Annotated in this window: 15 protein-coding genes and 1 tRNA gene; 5 read left to right on the top strand and 11 right to left on the bottom strand. The window is 44.5% G+C overall.

Translation table 11 applies throughout. From position 1 onward, the window contains the following. Positions 1-158 precede the first annotated feature (158 nt). Together FC61_RS07340 and FC61_RS07335 are read left to right on the top strand one after the other, a co-directional pair. Positions 159-1088, top strand: a complete 930-nt coding sequence (locus FC61_RS07340; RefSeq protein ID WP_021741600.1) for a ketopantoate reductase family protein — start codon at positions 159-161, stop codon at positions 1086-1088. 180 nt (positions 1089-1268) lie between these two features. After that, positions 1269-1553, top strand: a complete 285-nt coding sequence (locus FC61_RS07335; protein WP_011668915.1) for a hypothetical protein — start codon at positions 1269-1271, stop codon at positions 1551-1553. A gap of 130 nt (positions 1554-1683) precedes the next feature. Here the strand turns inward: FC61_RS07335 and spx are convergent, their stop codons facing one another. Then, positions 1684-2082: a transcriptional regulator Spx gene (gene spx / locus FC61_RS07330; protein ID WP_011668916.1), complete on the bottom strand. Its 399-nt coding sequence runs from the start codon at positions 2080-2082 to the stop codon at positions 1684-1686. Between the two features lie 526 nt (positions 2083-2608). On the opposite strand from spx, the gene FC61_RS07325 reads away from it, so the two are divergent. The 3 genes from FC61_RS07325 (at position 2609) to FC61_RS07315 (ending at position 8753) form a co-directional block, all read left to right on the top strand. Further along, complete coding sequence (locus FC61_RS07325) at positions 2609-4687, top strand: Na+/H+ antiporter (RefSeq protein ID WP_035464437.1); 2079 nt, start codon at positions 2609-2611, stop codon at positions 4685-4687. Between the two features lie 433 nt (positions 4688-5120). Beyond that, entirely contained in the window at positions 5121-6698 is a 1578-nt protein-coding gene (locus FC61_RS07320; RefSeq protein WP_021741597.1) for a bifunctional metallophosphatase/5'-nucleotidase, read from the top strand. A 351-nt stretch (positions 6699-7049) separates the two neighbouring features. Next, on the top strand, positions 7050-8753 hold the full coding sequence (locus tag FC61_RS07315) for an aryl-sulfate sulfotransferase (protein WP_145980461.1): 1704 nt from the start codon (positions 7050-7052) through the stop codon (positions 8751-8753). 112 nt (positions 8754-8865) lie between these two features. Here the strand turns inward: FC61_RS07315 and FC61_RS07310 are convergent, their stop codons facing one another. The 10 genes from FC61_RS07310 to FC61_RS07265 form a co-directional block, all read right to left on the bottom strand. Further along, a complete protein-coding gene (locus FC61_RS07310) occupies positions 8866-9546 on the bottom strand; it encodes a YoaK family protein (protein ID WP_011668920.1) in 681 nt (226 codons plus the stop codon). A 125-nt stretch (positions 9547-9671) separates the two neighbouring features. Next, complete coding sequence (gene rihA / locus FC61_RS07305) at positions 9672-10604, bottom strand: pyrimidine-specific ribonucleoside hydrolase RihA (protein WP_021741594.1); 933 nt, start codon at positions 10602-10604, stop codon at positions 9672-9674. A 16-nt stretch (positions 10605-10620) separates the two neighbouring features. Beyond that, the gene (locus FC61_RS07300; protein WP_035464435.1) at positions 10621-11004 is read right to left on the bottom strand and encodes a hypothetical protein; all 384 of its coding nucleotides are present in this window, start codon (positions 11002-11004) and stop codon (positions 10621-10623) included. Positions 11005-11015: 11 nt separating this feature from the next. Then, a complete protein-coding gene (locus FC61_RS07295) occupies positions 11016-12200 on the bottom strand; it encodes a NupC/NupG family nucleoside CNT transporter (RefSeq protein ID WP_021741592.1) in 1185 nt (394 codons plus the stop codon). A gap of 24 nt (positions 12201-12224) precedes the next feature. Next, the gene (locus FC61_RS07290) at positions 12225-13385 is read right to left on the bottom strand and encodes an iron-containing alcohol dehydrogenase (protein ID WP_021741591.1); all 1161 of its coding nucleotides are present in this window, start codon (positions 13383-13385) and stop codon (positions 12225-12227) included. A gap of 13 nt (positions 13386-13398) precedes the next feature. Then, positions 13399-14025 carry a YczE/YyaS/YitT family protein gene (locus FC61_RS07285; protein WP_021741590.1) on the bottom strand — a complete coding sequence of 209 codons (627 nt, stop codon included), beginning with the start codon at positions 14023-14025 and terminating at the stop codon, positions 13399-13401. Between the two features lie 19 nt (positions 14026-14044). Beyond that, complete coding sequence (locus tag FC61_RS07280) at positions 14045-14737, bottom strand: phosphoribosylanthranilate isomerase (RefSeq protein ID WP_021741589.1); 693 nt, start codon at positions 14735-14737, stop codon at positions 14045-14047. Positions 14738-14753: 16 nt separating this feature from the next. Then, positions 14754-15710: a PfkB family carbohydrate kinase gene (locus tag FC61_RS07275; RefSeq protein ID WP_021741588.1), complete on the bottom strand. Its 957-nt coding sequence runs from the start codon at positions 15708-15710 to the stop codon at positions 14754-14756. Positions 15711-15967: 257 nt separating this feature from the next. Further along, positions 15968-17056, bottom strand: coding sequence for a PfkB family carbohydrate kinase (locus FC61_RS07270; protein ID WP_021741587.1), 1089 nt, complete (start codon positions 17054-17056; stop codon positions 15968-15970). Positions 17057-17194: 138 nt separating this feature from the next. Further along, a tRNA-Gln gene (locus tag FC61_RS07265) sits at positions 17195-17266 on the bottom strand. Positions 17267-17327 lie beyond the last annotated feature (61 nt).

Genomic DNA, 17327 nt, shown 5'->3' with positions numbered 1-17327 from the left:
CATCGCTCCAATTTTTATTTTCTCATTGTTTTCTCATCAAATAATTGTGTTTCATGTTAGCCCTGTCTATAAGTAATGTCAATTTTTATTTGATTACAGCGAAAATCCCTGAAACCTGCTACACTGAATCTAACTAACGACCTAAGGAGTGAGTTTACATGAAAATTGCAATTGCAGGTGCCGGCGCAATGGGTAGCCGATTTGGTGTCAAATTACAGGAGGCTGGTAATCAAGTCACGTTGATTGATAACTGGTCCGCCCATGTTGACCAGATTAATCAGGCCGGATTAACGGTTACTACGGACGATGGTGTCGATCACGTCTACACCATGACTGCGCAACATCCTGAAGCGGTGACCGATCAATTTGATCTCATTATTCTCTTTACCAAAACCATGCAGATGGACGCGATGCTCCAGCAACTCGCCCCTGTACTCACTAACCACCCCATCGTCTTAACCTTAGCCAACGGGATTGGCAATATCGAAACCATCGAACGTCACGTGCCCAAGAACCAAATTGTCGTGGGTACCACGGTCTGGTCTTCTGGTTTGACGGGGCCTGGCCACATCACCGTCACTGGAACGGGGAGTATTTCTCTACAAGCCGTCGTTCCCGATCAATTCCCCAATTTGGCTGACTTAATCACCACTTTAAATGCAGCTGGATTAAATGCCAGCGCCGCAGATAATGTCTTAGCTGCGATTTGGAAAAAGGCTGGCCTGAACAGCGTCCTCAATACCTACTGCACCCTGTTTGACTGCAATATTGGTGAGTTTGGGGCTCTCAAAAATTGGCAAACCCTAACGGCTACCGTCCTCGATGAATTCCAAGCGGTCGCCGACGCCGCACAGATTCAATTCAGTGCAGCTGCCGTAACTGATTTAATTGCAGCCCAATTTCCAGCGGCAGTTAACGGGAATCACTACCCATCAATGCATCAAGATATGGCCAACCAGCGACCAACTGAAATTGATTTTCTCAATGGGTATGTCGCTAAATTAGGTCAACAACGCCATGTCCCCGCACCTGCCAACGCCTTGTTGACCCAGTTAATTCACAGCCAAGAACAACTGAAACAAATCTAACAGAAAAGTAAGAGAACCACGTTCTGTGGTTTTGCCACTATATGTAGAAATTTAACTATTTTTTGTCCCATATGTAGTTGTTTTTTTCGCAAATTCATCGTACCATAGTTATAAGCTGATTTTGACGAACAAAGATAATGCATCAATTAAGGTCTGGCAAACCTAGGAGGGCAAGGATAGATGGACGTCTTACGTAGATCACAGGCAACAATGACTCCCACCGGTCTAACCGTGGAGAATCGAGCAGGAGCACACACACCGTTTAACTCACGGCGCATTCACCAGACACTCACCGCCTTAACGAATGACCCCACTGTCGTTCATCGCGTAGAGAGTCTAACCGTCGCGCAATTGGCTGGCTTCGATGTTGTTGCAACGGGCACCATTGTTGCTACCATTGCCGAAACACTGGAGCAATTGGGCTATGCCCATATGGCTCAAACTTACTTAAAACTCAATCGCTAACGTAAAAAGGGCGTAGCCGACCGAATTAATTTCGATCAGCTACGCCCTTTCACACATCATTCTGTGGTCTAACAAATCTGAAAACAATAAAAAACCGATCAGCACTCCCCCGAGAACTGATCGATTCGATTTATGAGCTTAATTGTGATTCTAAATGGTGTAACTCTGCAGTCCGCACATCACGTGGTAAGAACCGCCGAATCTCTTCTTCGTTGTACCCCACTTCCAAGCGCTTATCATCAAAGATGATGGGGCGTTTGATCAAGTCTGGATACTTCACAACTAGATCAACCAATTGACTAACTGACAAGCTGTCCAAGTCGACGTGTAATTGCTTGAAAACATTCGAACGGGTAGAAATAATATCTTCACTGCCGTTTTCAGTTAACCGCAAAATTTGCTTAACTTCCGCAGCGTTCAATGGTTTGGACTTGATATTCCGTTCCTTAAACGCAATATCGTGCTCCTTTAACCAGGCCCGCGCTTTCCGACTGGATGCACTACTTGGTGCAATGTACAAATTAATCATATTCAGCACTTCCTTATCGTTGGATTGAGTAACGATAACAAACGACTTCAACTGATCCTGTTGCCGATTAATCACAAATCGTACAATAGAACCAACTTATATGTTATCACAATTGAATGAATAATCAACCCCTTTTTGGAAAGTTTCTAAATAAGCTGCCCACTTTGTGGGTGAGTTGGTTGCATTTCCCAACTAGTTCATCCTAAAGACCATTCTTTGTGCATCATTTGTATGATGACTGGTATATCACTCAATTCCGTTATCACAAACTCGATAAACTGATGAAAGCAGTCTTTTCGATGCCCCCATAATTAGGCAAATACCCAACCAGGCGTATCATTTTAGCTGTTTTGCATATTAATTTATTCCTTATGAATTAATATTCATTAGCAAATTTTAGTCCCCTTATTTCCACCAATTAACAATGAGCTCGCACATTCCCATTTTGACAAGAATTCACGTTCCCTTTATATCGCTGATAGCGTAGAATAAAGACCACAATTAGTAATTCTTGGAGGGATTTTTGTTGGCAGTCTTTTACGCTGTACTACTCTTAGTGCTTGCGACCATTGTCGCTAATACGGTTTATCCTTATTTTCCGATCATTCCGCAAGCCTTTTATCAAATCTTTGCTGGTGCCTTATTGTCTTTGGTGCCGCTCTATCACCACTTTGTCCTGGAACCAGAAGTTTTTATGCTCCTGATCATTGCGCCCCTCATGTTTTATGACGGCCGCAACGCCAACGCTAAGGAGCTTCGAGAAAACTTAGGTTCAGTCTTCTCAATGGCTGTTCTACTGGCCATTTTGACCGTTGTTTTAATGGGATACCTAAGTCATGCTATGCTGGCAACTATGCCATTAGCGTTAGCTTTTGCCTTAGCAGCGATTGTGACCCCAACGGACGCCGTTGCGGTTTCCTCAATTACCACCAACATGGCGGTTCCCGAACGCGTGATGGGAATGCTCGAACGCGAATCCCTCTTTAATGACGCTTCTGGCTTAGTCGCTTTTAGTTTGGCTCTAACCGCCTTTACTACTGGTGAATTTTCTTTGGGCAATGGCATTAAGCATTTCTTGATCGTCTTCTTTGGTGGGCTATTAATTGGTCTCATCTTGGGGCTAGTCGCCGTATGGACCCGGTTATACCTGGTTCGGACCGGTAAGGACTCCACCAGCGTCATTGTCCCATTTGACGTCTTGATTCCTTTTCTGATCTACCTCGCCGCAGAACACCTCGGATTATCCGGCATCCTTGCTGTTGTTGCCGCTGGCCTGATCTACAGCCTTTCCAATAATCAGTTGCGTCTCTCCAGTACCCAACTACAGCTTGTTTCCCGCTCGACTTGGCGGATTCTCACCAGTATTTTAAATGGCTTTGTTTTTGTTCTGCTGGGCGTGTCACTTCCCACAGTCTGGGTAAATATTCAACAGGATCATACGAAATCAATTCCCACTTACGTATTACTTGCCGTCATCTTGTATGTGGTCATGCTGGCTTTGCGCTACCTATGGATTCGCTTCGATTGGGCATTGATCCACTCAAAGCCAACCGAACGACGCGAAAATGCCTTAATTGGCGCGCTTTCAGGCGTTCATGGAACCATCACGTTAGCCATGGCCTTTTCCCTGCCTTTAACGCTACATGGCAGTACCTTTCCTCTACGGAATTCCATGATTTTTATCGCCGCAGTCGTTATCATTTTAAGTTTACTGGTGCCAACTCTACTACTACCATTCATTCTACCAACTAAGCAACTACCGGTTGACCCAGCTGAAGCGTTGCAAGAACGTAAAGCGCTCGTTGCCTATGCTACCGACCGGTTAGTCCAAGAAAATCCCGACTACCCAGAACAGGCCCAAAAGGTCGTTGAAATTCTGAATAGTCAAGCGATGACCGAACGCCCCGACCGGCGTAAAGTCCAGGAGCTGTTACAACAAGCGACCCAGATTGAGGTGGAAACCGTTCAAAAGTTGGCTGACGATGGTGTGATTTCCAGTGGTTTTGCCAACCGTTACGTGCGGATGTTAGTGCTAAAATCGCGGATGAGCAACAATAATCCCTTTACTAATCTAATCTTATGGCTACGCTTTGTGGGCCACCGGATTAGCCATAGTTTTGGTCGACACGGCCGGCGCAAGCGGCGCATTGCCCAACAGCAACAACGCTTACAACGGCACCCCGTTTCACCAGAACAGCAGCAGTTGATTCAGCAGCGGCTACAACAAGAGCAAGCCGCGCCTCATCACGGCCGGCATAAGCGTGACCCACAAGCTGACAAGCAACGTCGTGAAAGCTTCCTAAAGATTGAACAGGACGTCTACAATAACGTTATTGCCTTTCTCACCGATGTCTCGAGTATTGAGAATCAAGCCGAGGTCAATTCAGTACGAAACTATTACAATGCGCGTCACCGTCGCTTTATGTCGCAAGAAACCACGGATCAGCAAAATGAGTTATTTATTCAAGCCTTCCAGCACGAATACACTTATATTCGTCAAAAGCGCAGTGCTCAGGAGCTTTCACCGGCCATAGCTGAGGAACTTTACCAACAGGTTTCTACCGATCAAATGTTATACATGCAAGAAATTGCAGGTGAAAACTAATTTTTGCTACCAGTGTCACACTTTCTTCACAATTTGCTGTTATTATGAATCCATAACTTACGACCAAACAACCGAATAAGTTAATAATTTTACTCCTCCAAGTAAAAATTCGGACGGTTCTATTACGATAGACCGATCCACTCCAAACGTAAGATACGTTTTACGTAAAGCGATGACGTAGACAATTCAGGTCTGGTCATCGTTTTTTGTTGTCCGGCAATAATCGGTCTAAAACCTGATACCGTTCGTTTAAAATGAGAAAAATCTCAGAATTTCACAAATTTTGCCACCCTAAATTTACACTCAGGGCAAATTAGCTTATAATTTCTTTAACACGTGAAAGAGCCAAGGCCTTTCACCAACGGTCTGTCAGCAACTGGTCTATGTGACCCGTGGCCAGCCAGACGTCCTAACTTGGAGGGTGACATCTAAAATGAAGCTGACAATTTTATCAACAAGTGATACCCACGGGTACGTCTATCCCACAAACTATGTCAAAAAGGGCAGTCATCAGGGGTTCGGCCTTGCTCGGGCTGCCACTGTCATTGCGCGTGAACAAGCCGCCGCTAAAGCCGAAGGTCCCGTGATCACCATTGAAAATGGTGACTTTCTGGAAGGCTCCCCACTGGCATACTATGTCGCCCGGGTCCGACCCGAACGTGATCCCCAGCCTTTGATGTCCATTTATAATCAAATCGATTATGACTGTGGTATTCTGGGAAATCATGAATTCAACTACGGCCAAGCCTACTTACAAGGCGCTATCCGTGATGCGAAGCGGACAATTCTGTGTGCCAATATTTTAGATCAAAATGGCGACCCCGAATACGGGCAGCCTTACAAGATTATCGAAAAAGATGGCCTTAAAATTGGGGTCTTGGGATTAACCACTCAGGCTGTCTATAAATGGGAAAAAGCCACTAATATTAGTGGCCTACAATTTGAATCCGCCTTTATTGCTGCCAAGAAGTACGTCCCCATCATCAAAAAGCAAGCGGACATCGTCGTTGTCTGTTACCACGGCGGGTTTGAGCGTGACTTATCAACCGGTCAACCTAATGACATTCACGTGGGTGAAAATGAGGCTTACCATATTTTGGAAGCTATCCCCGGCATTGACGCCTTGGTGACTGGCCATCAACATCGCCAATTAGCAACAAACGTATTCGACATCCCTACCACACAGCCAGGCTTTCGCGGGCAGGCCGTCGGAAAGATCACCCTTGACCTTCGGCGGGACGACGCCGGTCACGTCTCGGTCATCAACCATGATTCTGAGTTAGTCTTCACTAAAGACGCCCCTCTTGATCCTAAAGTTATCGCCGCGGCCGATGATCTCAATACAGAAGTCGGTCATTGGTTGGACCAACCACTCGGCCACATTCAAGGTGACATGACGTTTGATGATCCTTTTGCCGCACGTATGCGGGAAACACCCTATATCGAATTTATCCAAAAAGTTCAGATGGCTACGATGGGCGCTGACATTTCGGCAACGGCGCTATTCAACGATGAAGCGCGCGGTTTTGAAAATCCTATCACGATGCGTAATATCATGACAAATTACGTTTACCCCAACGGCCTATCGCTATTAAACATCACTGGCGCCGATCTCAAAGCGGCGATGGAAGTCAGTGCGCGTTACTTTAGCGTTAAGGATCATCAAATCGTGGTTAATCCGGCCTTTATTCACCCCAAGCGTCGTCAATACAATTATGACATGTATGAAGGGGTCAATTATCGGCTAAATATCGCTAAGCCAGTCGGTCAGCGCGTCGAGAATCTGACCTACCACGGTCGACCCGTGGAACCCGACCAGCCGCTGCGAATTGTGTTAAATCAATATCGGGCCGTTGGCGGCGGTCACTACAGCATGTTTGACGCCAGTAAGATTGTGGCAGAAGGTCAAGGCGCGATGAGTGAAATCATTGCCGATTACCTCCAAGAACACCCCATCATTGACGCCACGACTAATGATAACTTTAGCGTGGTTAACGACCCACAAGCATAAGAAAAACCAACCAGTGATAGTCGACTTAAAGTCGGTTGTCACTGGTTTTTTGTTAGGCCAAATGGTCTCCCCACCAAGCGTGCATAAATCACTGATACCATTGATTTAGGATTGTCTCCTTCCTAGCTGCAATTAGGCATTGAACAGTCACCGTTCTATTTTAGCTAAACCGTTAACCTTATACCCGATTCACCTTTATTCATAGGATGTTCATAAATCATTCCTACTTTTTTCAGAGTTTGTTAACACGACTAATTTATATCTCGAGTATATTTAAGGTGTTACATAATCTTAGGGGGAGAGTGGGCTTAGGGCCAACTCTCTTCTTTTTTGGATAAGATACCGAAGGAGATGGCTCAATTGCAATTCAGACACCACCGTTTGGCAGCGCTCGCCGTTGTCTCTCTGGCCGTTTTAACGGTCGGCTTAGCTGGCTGTTCCAGCACGAAAAGCGCTTCATCAAGTTACAAGATTAAGAACAACAAGGTGGCCTTAACGACTGCGCAGATCAAGAAAAATCTTGATACCCAGATCATTACGACCCGCCAAGATAAGCAAAAAAGCCTGACAGCTAAATACAAAACTGCGGCCGAAAATAGCAAGTACACGTTGGACTCACCATACGTCAAGGTGAATCCTTACGGGTCCTCTCCCCTGTCAGCCTTAGTGACATTCAAGACGACCGAGGCAGTTAAGGTGACCTACACTGTCGTAGGCAAGTCTGACAAGACTTCAATCACCAACACGGTCAATGGCGGCTATACCAAGACCCATCAAGTGCCGGTCGTTGGCCTATACGCTGATTACGCCAATACGGTAAAAATCACCACGACCACCAAGACTGGCACGACTAAGACTAAGACGCTAAAGTTAACAACCAGTGCCCTGCCAAAATACATCACGGACGCCACCATTACGACCAAAAATGTGAAGAAATCCAAGATGAATATTGGGAAAAATAAATTGACCATTATTAATCGAACAACTAAGCAACCCTTTGCGATTGATGCTGATGGCAATGTTCGGTGGTATGACACCAATTATTCGCAACACACCATTGAACAGTGGTCCAATGGTCACATTATGATCTTGTCAAAGAAAGATATTGATTCAGACGTTTACAATGATTTAATCGAGACGGACTATTTGGGCCGTGTTTATAAGGAATATAGTTTTGCGAACAAGACCAGTAGTACCGATGGTGGCAAAGAAACGACCGTCATTCACCATGACTTGGTTGAGCTTCCGAACCATAACTTACTAGCCACCGTTTCTGATGGTTCAAAGTACAAGGAAGATACGATGGTTGAGGTGTCTCACAAGACCGGTAAAATCGTAAAGGTCATTGATATGAAGAAACTTCTGCCGAAATCCATGTGGGCTAAGTATCAAAAAGGTTCCGACGGCAAGATCGATTGGTTACACCAAAATGCCGTGGACTACGATAAAAATGATAAGTCGATTGTAATTTCAAGTCGGAATCAAGATATGATTATGAAATTGGATTACAAGACAGATCATATCAAATGGATTTATAGTGGTAAAAAGAAATCAACTTGGCCTAAAGCCTACCGGAAGTATTTGTTAACACCGGCCAAAGGAACGACCGTGACCGGGGGCCAACACGGGCTGTACCTCCTAAACAATGGCGGTAACAACTCCGCCAACAGTGAAAACTTTATCCTGTATGATAACAACATTGCAGTGACCAACGGGAATAAGCAGACCTCCGGTAAATACTCACAAGCCGTTCAATACCACGTTAACCAAAAGAAAATGACCATCAAGCAGACTTGGGCTTATGGAAAATCACTAGGTAAGACCAACTTTACTAGTGTTATCGGTTATGCCGAGAAGCAAAGTAACGGTAACGTTCTGATTGATTTTGGTTACAAGAATGGTGGTCAAGAAAGTAACATTATCGAAGTGACTAAGAGTGGCGAACAAGTCTTCAATGCTACTATGAAGAATGCGGCCGCCAAAGCCTACGCTTATCGGGCCTACCGCGTGCCATTCTATGACTCAGCTTATAAATTCGATGCAACAAAATCTTAATTCGTCAAAAAAGGGTCTGAGACAAAAGTCTCAGGCTCTTTTTGCGTTTCTAAATATCTGGTGCCGAAACGTGCGCCAAGCGGCAACTAGTCCCACTCTCTTTTACTAGCCATTAATGCTTCCATTTTCGCTGACGCGTCTGTTCGTGTAGCCAGCCGATCAAACCACCGACAATCACGATGGGCACCGCAACACTATAGGTCCCTAACGACAAGTACAACAGTCCAACTAAAACGGCCCCAATCACAAAGCTTCCCATCAACATCAGGGTATCTTTCGCCTTTTGCCGCGCTGCGCGATCTCGGTAGCGAACACCATCATAGAGTGCTTCTGCTACCGTCCGGAAGTTTCCCGTCATCATTAATGGCGTAAATGGGGCGCCCTTAATCTGGCGAAACTCTTGCAGTTCAGCAGCTGCTGCTAACGACAGTAACGCAGTAATCACCATGTCCGGTAGCACGCGGGTGGTCCCAGCGACAATCACCAATAACCCTAGTTCCAGCCACAAAACCAGTGCAGGCTGATTAACGGCCCGATTTTCAAATACATGCTGTAGGCCACGAACCAGCATCGTTCCCAACATAAAGGCTACCATTGCCGTCAGATAACGACCGATAGCGGCCAATTGGAGCTGTCCCAGATGGGTACCGAGTAAAATTAAGTTACCAGTTTGTAACCCCGCAAAAACGGCCCCGTGAGCCAAGTAAGAATAGGCATCTAAAGCACCGGCAGTCATTGTCAGACCACAACCAAATAAAAGCTGTTCATGGAGCGGATAAGCGCGTTGTGTCACTATTGTTCACCTCGATGAAATTTTCGTTCATCTAGTATAGCTTAAAAGCCGTGGCGACAGGTTAAGAAAACCTAAACGTACCACCCACAACCTGCTTCGTTGTCGGTGGTACGTCGTTTTACTCACTAGTTAAAGGTTTTTAAAGAATCCGTAATCAACCGAATAAAGGCATCACGGTCAATATCCAAGAGAACATCGGTATTCTTAGGCTTTCCAGTCAGTTCATAATAATCACAAACCGTTTCGCCCCGAACCAGTTCTCCTTGCGTTTCAACATCAACGTTCATCAGTTCACTGTGGAACATTTCTGGATGTAAGAGCCACGCAATCGTACAAGGATCATGTAATGGCGCGCCCTTAAAGCCCCATTTAGGTGCTTCATGGTACCGTTCAAAGAAATTCAGAAGCCCGTAAAAGGCGTGGGCAACTGGATTGTTAATATCACCAATCGCCTCAATTTCGGGTTTGAGAATCTGTGCTTGATGGGTCACATTCAATGGGGCCATCGTCAACGGAATGCCGGCATTCAACACGATTTTGGCAGCTTCTGGATCAACGTAAATGTTAAATTCCACAGAAGGCGTCCAGTTACCTAGCCCCATCGCGCCGCCCATAAAGACAATCCGCTCAATTTTATCAGTCAGTTCGGGATGAACCCGTAAGAATAGAGCCATATTGGTCATGGGACCCGTCACCACAAAGGTAACGGGCTCTGCACTAGCCCGCAATGTTTGTGCCATCAATTCGACAGCTGGTACGGGTTGAACGGCAAAGTCAGGCTCTGGTAACTCAGCACCATCAAGGCCACTCTTACCATGGACATTACCAGCCGTTTCCAATGGTTTTAACAATGGTGTTCGATTACCACCCGCCACTGGAATCTCTTGATGTTGCATCAGTGTCAGCAGTCGCATCGCGTTATTCAGAGTCTTTTCTGGTGTTTGATTCCCCGCTGATGTCGTAACAGCCAGTAGGTCAATATCCGGACTAGCCAATGCCAGCATCATTGCCAAAGCATCGTCGTGGCCGGGATCACAATCGAGAATTATTTTTTTCATGAGTGAGACTCCTATCTTAACTAGATTGTTGTTTATTCAGCTGGCGACCGGTCTTGAACCAAAGCCCATTAACGAACAGTCCAACCAAACTTATGATGATAACTAAACTTGAAAAACGACTGACTATAGCAAATTGTTTGATGGCAGTAATCATTAGGCTAAGAAAGCCACAACTATAGACCACAATGACAAAGCCCATTAAAGCGCTTGCAAATCGTCGCTGCTGATAAACAATGAAGATACTCCAAGCATACAACATTAATGCAAATAATAGGGTATTAAATGTGGGGCGCCAATTGACGCTCGGTGTTCCCGTCTGCACACTAACCAGGGTTCCCAAGGAAAACAACAGCCATGAGCCGACAACTAATTCGATTAATCTGATCCATTGCCGTTTCACTTTAATCCCTCCTAGAAATACATCCCCACGATGGTTCCAGTCAATACTGATGCTAACGTCGCACCCAACAATAACTTCATTGAGAACTTAGCCACGTAACCACCTTGTTCTGCGCTAATAGATTTGATTGAACCGGTAATAATCCCAACCGTCCCAAAGTTGGCAAAGGAAACCAGGTAAGCGGAAATAATGGCATTGGCTTTTGCACTTAACCCAGCGGCCATGCCATGCAAAGTTCCCATCGCCACAAATTCATTAGTAATCAATTTTGTTGCCATCAGACTGCCGACTTTCATCGCTTCATGCGCTGGCACGCCCATCAAAAAGGCTACTGGCGCAAAAACATAACCAATCAAATCCGTAAAGGAAATATGAATCAAAGCAATAAATGAGCTATTCAAGAAGGTTACCAGTGCCACAAAACCAATCAACATTGCGCCTACGGTAATCGCTAAACTAAAGCCGTCCGTAATGTAGGTTCCCAAAACTTGGAAAAATGGTTCTTGTTTCTTCTTGGATACTTGAACCAACTCATCATTCGCTTCTGTTTCATAAGGGTTGACCACACAAGAAATGATCAACGCCGATAAGATATTCAAGAAAACCGCAACCACGACAAACTTTCCGGGAACCATCTTCATATATGAGGCCAACATGGCAGCGGAGACGGCACTCATTGCCGACGCACAGATGGTATACAGACGCCGTTCATTTAACTTGGGAATTTGATCCTTAACGGTTAAGAAAACTTCTGGTTGTCCCAAAATAGCGGTCGATACAGCAAAATAACTTTCTAATTCTCCCATACCCGCAACTTTATTTAGTGCCCAGCCAGTCCACTTAATAATAAACGGTAGCACCTTAATGTAATTCAAAATACCAACTAACGCCGAGATGAAGACAATCGGCATCAATACGTTTAGAAAGAAAACGGAAGAACCGGCTTTAATGCTGAATCCACCAAAGACAAAATTAACACCGCCAGCCGCTTGAACCATTAACCAATTAAAAAAGCTAGAGATGCCTGCTAAAGTCTTAACCCCACCAGACGTATGTAAACATAGAAAGGAAATTACCAACTGCAGACCAAATAAAATTCCCATTCGTTTATATTTAATATGCTTACGGTCTGTACTAATCAGCCAACTGATGCCAAAAACCAATGCTAATCCTGTTAACAGAAAAACAAAATTCATGACGTTCACCCTTTTTCGTTTTGATTAAGCCCGACAACCAAATCGTGTTAATAACTTTGTGGCGACTTGCTTGTTCATCTCTCCAGGTGTGTTTCCTGCAAATTGTTCATTTGCAACAGCCTCAGCATTCGTCACTAGTTCTTCTTCAGAAATCCCATAATCGTTAAATGGATGCAAGCCGACTAAATCATCTCGAAAGTGTTGGTACGCCTTAATGGCTTGATTACACCGCTCTGATAAGGTATCTGTTGGAGCGTACGCCACACCTAAGATTTGACCAATTTCAGCTACCTTATGGGGTAAGAGTGGGGCAACTTGTTCAAGAACCCCTGGCAAAGCATACGCAACGGCTTCGCCATGAACCAGATGATACTTAGATCCTAAGATATGGGCTATTGAATGTCCTGCATTCGTCCCAGCATTATTAAGCATCCACCCGGCTAAGGCAGCCGCTACCATGACACGTTGGCGGGCCTCCCGATCGTGACCATTTTCCACTGCTCGCGGCAGATAATTATAAAGTAAAAACATCACCTTTTCGCAAATCGCGTCCGTTACAGGACTTGCTAGCCGGGACGTATAACCTTCGGCCGCATGAGAAAATGCATCTAACCCAGTGGCAATGGTCATTTTTTTAGGTAAAGATAAGAGTAAATCTGGATTTAATATAGCATATTCACTAACGGCGTTATCCGCTAAAATCGCTACCTTTTTCTCAGTTGCCACGTCCGTCACAACCAATGCATTAGAAAGCTCACTACCAGTCCCTGAGGTTGTTGGAATAGCAATTAATCCCGGACATGGTTCAATCGACTTTTGCGTATCGGTATAGTCTAAAATATCGCCACCATTAACCCGAACAATATTAATACCGCGGGCGACATCAATTGAACTCCCCCCACCAATTGCAATTAAACTATCAGCATGGGCGGCCCCAAATGCCGTTACACCGTCTCGAATTGTTTGTGCCGGTGGATCTGATACTACCTGATCAAACACGCTAACAGTTATCCCACTTTTCTCCAATAAAGCCTGAGTTTCCTGCACCAATGGGACCTGTGCCAGAAAACTATCCATAACAAACAGTGGACGTTGATACCCTTCTGTTTGGAGAACCTCTAAAACAGTCTGCGCCAAGTGATCGGTGTCTAACACCTTAACGCGCTGCAGTAACTTTACATCCATCTGCAATTCCTCCTTAATTTTGTCTCAAGATAAGGTGCTTACGAAAAATACTACTTAATGCCTGAATCGTTGGTCCCGTCGTTAAGGCCGTTAAAATCGTAATAATGCCAAACTTACCGCCCAATAAAACGCCCATGATGATCAGAGCGCCATCAAATGTTATTTTGCTACGGCGCATGCTCCAACCGGTCTTATCCCGCAACGTCAACATGAACCCGCTGAATGGGTCCACACCAATGTCGGCCGCTACAAACAAACTAATTCCTAAGTAATATAAGGAAATACCGACCAAGCCGCCTAACGATCGACCAAGTAACGTCGTTGATGTAAAAATCATGGGATATAGAGCCGACCCGATTGAGACAAATACCCCATAAGGAACGAGATACATCAGGGTTCCCCAACTGGCATAATGACGACCCATGAAGAATAATCCGATAATCAAAACAACATTCAAATAGTTCGAAACGGTCCCCAACTGTGCTTGTTCTAAGTGAAATGTCGTTCGCAAACCATCATAAATAATGCCCACCGGGTCATTACCAAGCTGCGTATTGCTATTAAAAGCCACTCCCATGCAAACTAGGAAAATACCAAGAAGCGCTAATGCGATGGTCTTCGGTGTATACCTTGCTGACATTTCACCGCCCTCCTAATATTTATAATCCTAACTTTTCAGCTGCAGCATCTGCATTTTGACAAAAGGCCTTAACCTTATCAATATCTTTCTCCATATTACCGCCCTCATACTTGATGCTCGTCTTAGTCAACGAATCAACCCCGTATGGTCGAATCTTTTCAATTGCGGCCGCAACATTATCAGGTCCTAAACCACCAGCTTCAATCACCGGTACCTTAACTTCCTGGACAATCTTGGCATCAATGTTCCAATCATGGGTTTCTCCGCTAGCACCAATACCGGTATCATGCGCCAAGCCAGAATCTAAGAGAATATAGTCAACAAAATCTTCAAAGTGTTTAGCCCGATCAATGGCACTTTCATTGTCCACTAACACGGCCTGCATGAGTTCTGTATGTGGTGCCACTGCCTTTAGCCGCTTAGCAAATTCGGCATCAGCAGCATAACCATCTCCGGCAATATGCAAAATATCTGGCTGAACCTTTTCAGCAATGTCAATCATCTCTTGGGGATCATTCGTCAACATAATGGCAACGGAGGTCACGCCACGGCGCTTGGCTTCATCGAAGATTTTGTGGACGCGATCCAACGGTACCCGATGAGCAGGAACGCCACCGTGTTGCATCGGTACTAATCCGATGTTGTCGGCACCGGCCGCCATCGTCTTAACAGCTTCGTCATATTGAATTAAAGAATAAATTTGCTTAATCATAAAAAATCGCTCCTTCTTAATTTAAAATTGTGAGTGCTTCTAATTTTTGGCTAACTTGATGCGGGGTAATATCTGGCACCGACTTTGTACTTTCTAATGCAATGCTAGAGGCTGCTTGAGCAATTTGCCCAGTCGCCTGTAGCTCACGTTCCGGATTCGTAAAGTAACTCCAAGTAATTGCTGCCATACCACAGTCACCAGCACCATTGGCATTAACAATATCGGTTTTTAGAATCGGCACGTGGACCATTCCACGCTGGTTGGCACACAGAATACCATCTGCTCCCAATGAAATAAAAACGTTTTGCACACCCTTATCCAACAAGACAGCCGCTGCTGCCTCAGCAGATTGTGTATCCGTAACTTTCACGCCACTCAGCAGTGATGCTTCTAACGCATTGGGCTTTAACGTATGCAGCTTATTTAAAATGTGCTCGAAGTGGTGCGCCTTGGTCACTGATACGGTATCTCCAAATAATGGAACCGTTACATGACTGCCAAGCCAATCAATGGCTTGCTGGGAAATATTGGCATCAATCAAACAAATATCAGCGTGATTAATGAAGTCTAACTTAGTCGCTAAGAATTCCGGCGTAATCTGTTCGCAAATCGCCATGTCATTCACACCCACTAGCATGTCACCATGCTCATCAGTGATGTACATGTAGGTTGAGGACCGACCTCCTTTGATCTCATGTGCCTGATCTAATGAGATATGGTTCTCTGCACAAGACTGTTGCAACAAAGCCCCGTTATAATCATCGCCATAAACGGTGACGAGGTAGGTTGGTACCTCAAGATGTGCTAAGTTTTGCGCAATGTTTTGACCTACACCACCAACGGCCATGCCAATCTCGCCAATATTGGAATCACGTTCAATTACCTTTCTGTCTGGCATTCCGAAAATATCCATATTCATTCCGCCAACCACAACTACATAACCCGTTTCACTTTGTAACTTCTGACTGTTCATGTAGATTGCCTCCCGTTTAGTTAAAAGCAATTTATAAACAATTGTTTATTCGTATAGTCATTTGACACTTAGATAATATAATCATTAGGTAGGGTTTGTCAACACCAAATGTATCCGCTTTCAAAAGTACTTGGAGTTTGCTCATTTTTAAATCTGCCGGTATCACCTATTGTTCAGTATTTAACAGCCATATAATCTCTGACTTTCACAAAACAAAAAAATGGCATCTCCTTTCGGAAATACCATTTTTTAAGCGACTAATCTGAAATTTGTTGTTGTCGCTCAGTTAGCTTAGCCAAAGCCATTGTTTGATTAACTGCATCATATGATTCGGTGGTAATATAAGCCGCCGCCACACCAAACTTAGCCGTCTCCAAAAAATCTTGATGATTCACCCGCGCCCAAGCTAGGCCCGCAATCGCAGCAGCACCTGCACCATTCGTATTACGAGGAATCTTTTCATCATCTTGAAAAAAGTAGGCTTGCGTCTGGCTTTGATAAAGAATACCCACTTCATCGATATAAATAAAAACGTTCTGGACACTACGTTCCAGCAATCGTTCCGCTGCCATACGTGCTGTTTGTTCGTCAGTAATCGTTACTTTTGTCAGCACGGTTGCTTCAACTGCATTGATGACCAACGTATCCAACCGATTCATGCCATCATAAAGATTCATCATCTTATTACGACCAACGGCTTTCGCAAATATCGGCACTTGCACATTATTATAAAGCCACTTAATGCTACGCTTAGGCAAATTAGAATCAATGATAATTAAGTCGGAATTATTAATGACTTGTTCCTGTTGCATAAGATACTCCGGCGATAGATAACTATTAATCGCCATATCATCAATTCCGACAATACGATCTCCATTGGGTTGATTCACATACATATAGGTCGACGTTGCAGCTTGACTAACTTGCGTTGAATGACTAATATCAACACCATTTTTTAAAGCATCTTCTTTAATTCGTTCGCCATTGCGATCATCACCTAATGCTGTAATTAAATAGGTCTTTAGTTCTAACTTACTCAAATTAACAGCCGCATTGCGACCAACTCCACCTAACTTATAGTAAATATTACCTGGATAAGAACTTTGATTTTTGATAGGTTCTTTAGCAACACCAAAAACATCCATATTGGCGCCACCAATTACCGTCACATATTTAGGTGGTGTAATCACATAGCCTTTCCCTTGAATATAGCCTTTTTTCACTAGGTTAGAAATATGCGCAGCCACACCAGAACGGGTAATACCAGCTAACTTGGCCAATTCGTTTTGTGAAATCATTGGATTTTGCTTAATCCACTCTAAGATTTGCTGTTCTCTACTGATCACCCATCGTCACCTTATCCTTCCGTTCATGATAGTCTCTATACCTATCATACCTAACTTTAATGAGAAAATGACCGTTTCTGTACAAAAAAATCCCATCAGTCATAATTGACCGATAGGATTCACCATAAATTTCTCTAATTGGGCTAGCTGGGTTCGAACCAGCGCATCACGGGATCAAAACCCGTTGCCTTACCACTTGGCTATAGCCCAATAAGTGGTCAATACCTGACCCCCAACAAGAAATAATTTTAGCATTACATTAGGGGATAAC

Source organism: Levilactobacillus brevis ATCC 14869 = DSM 20054, assembly GCF_001433855.1.
Taxonomy (GTDB): Bacteria; Bacillota; Bacilli; order Lactobacillales; family Lactobacillaceae; genus Levilactobacillus; species Levilactobacillus brevis.
This window is presented reverse-complemented; position numbering and strand designations above follow the sequence as displayed.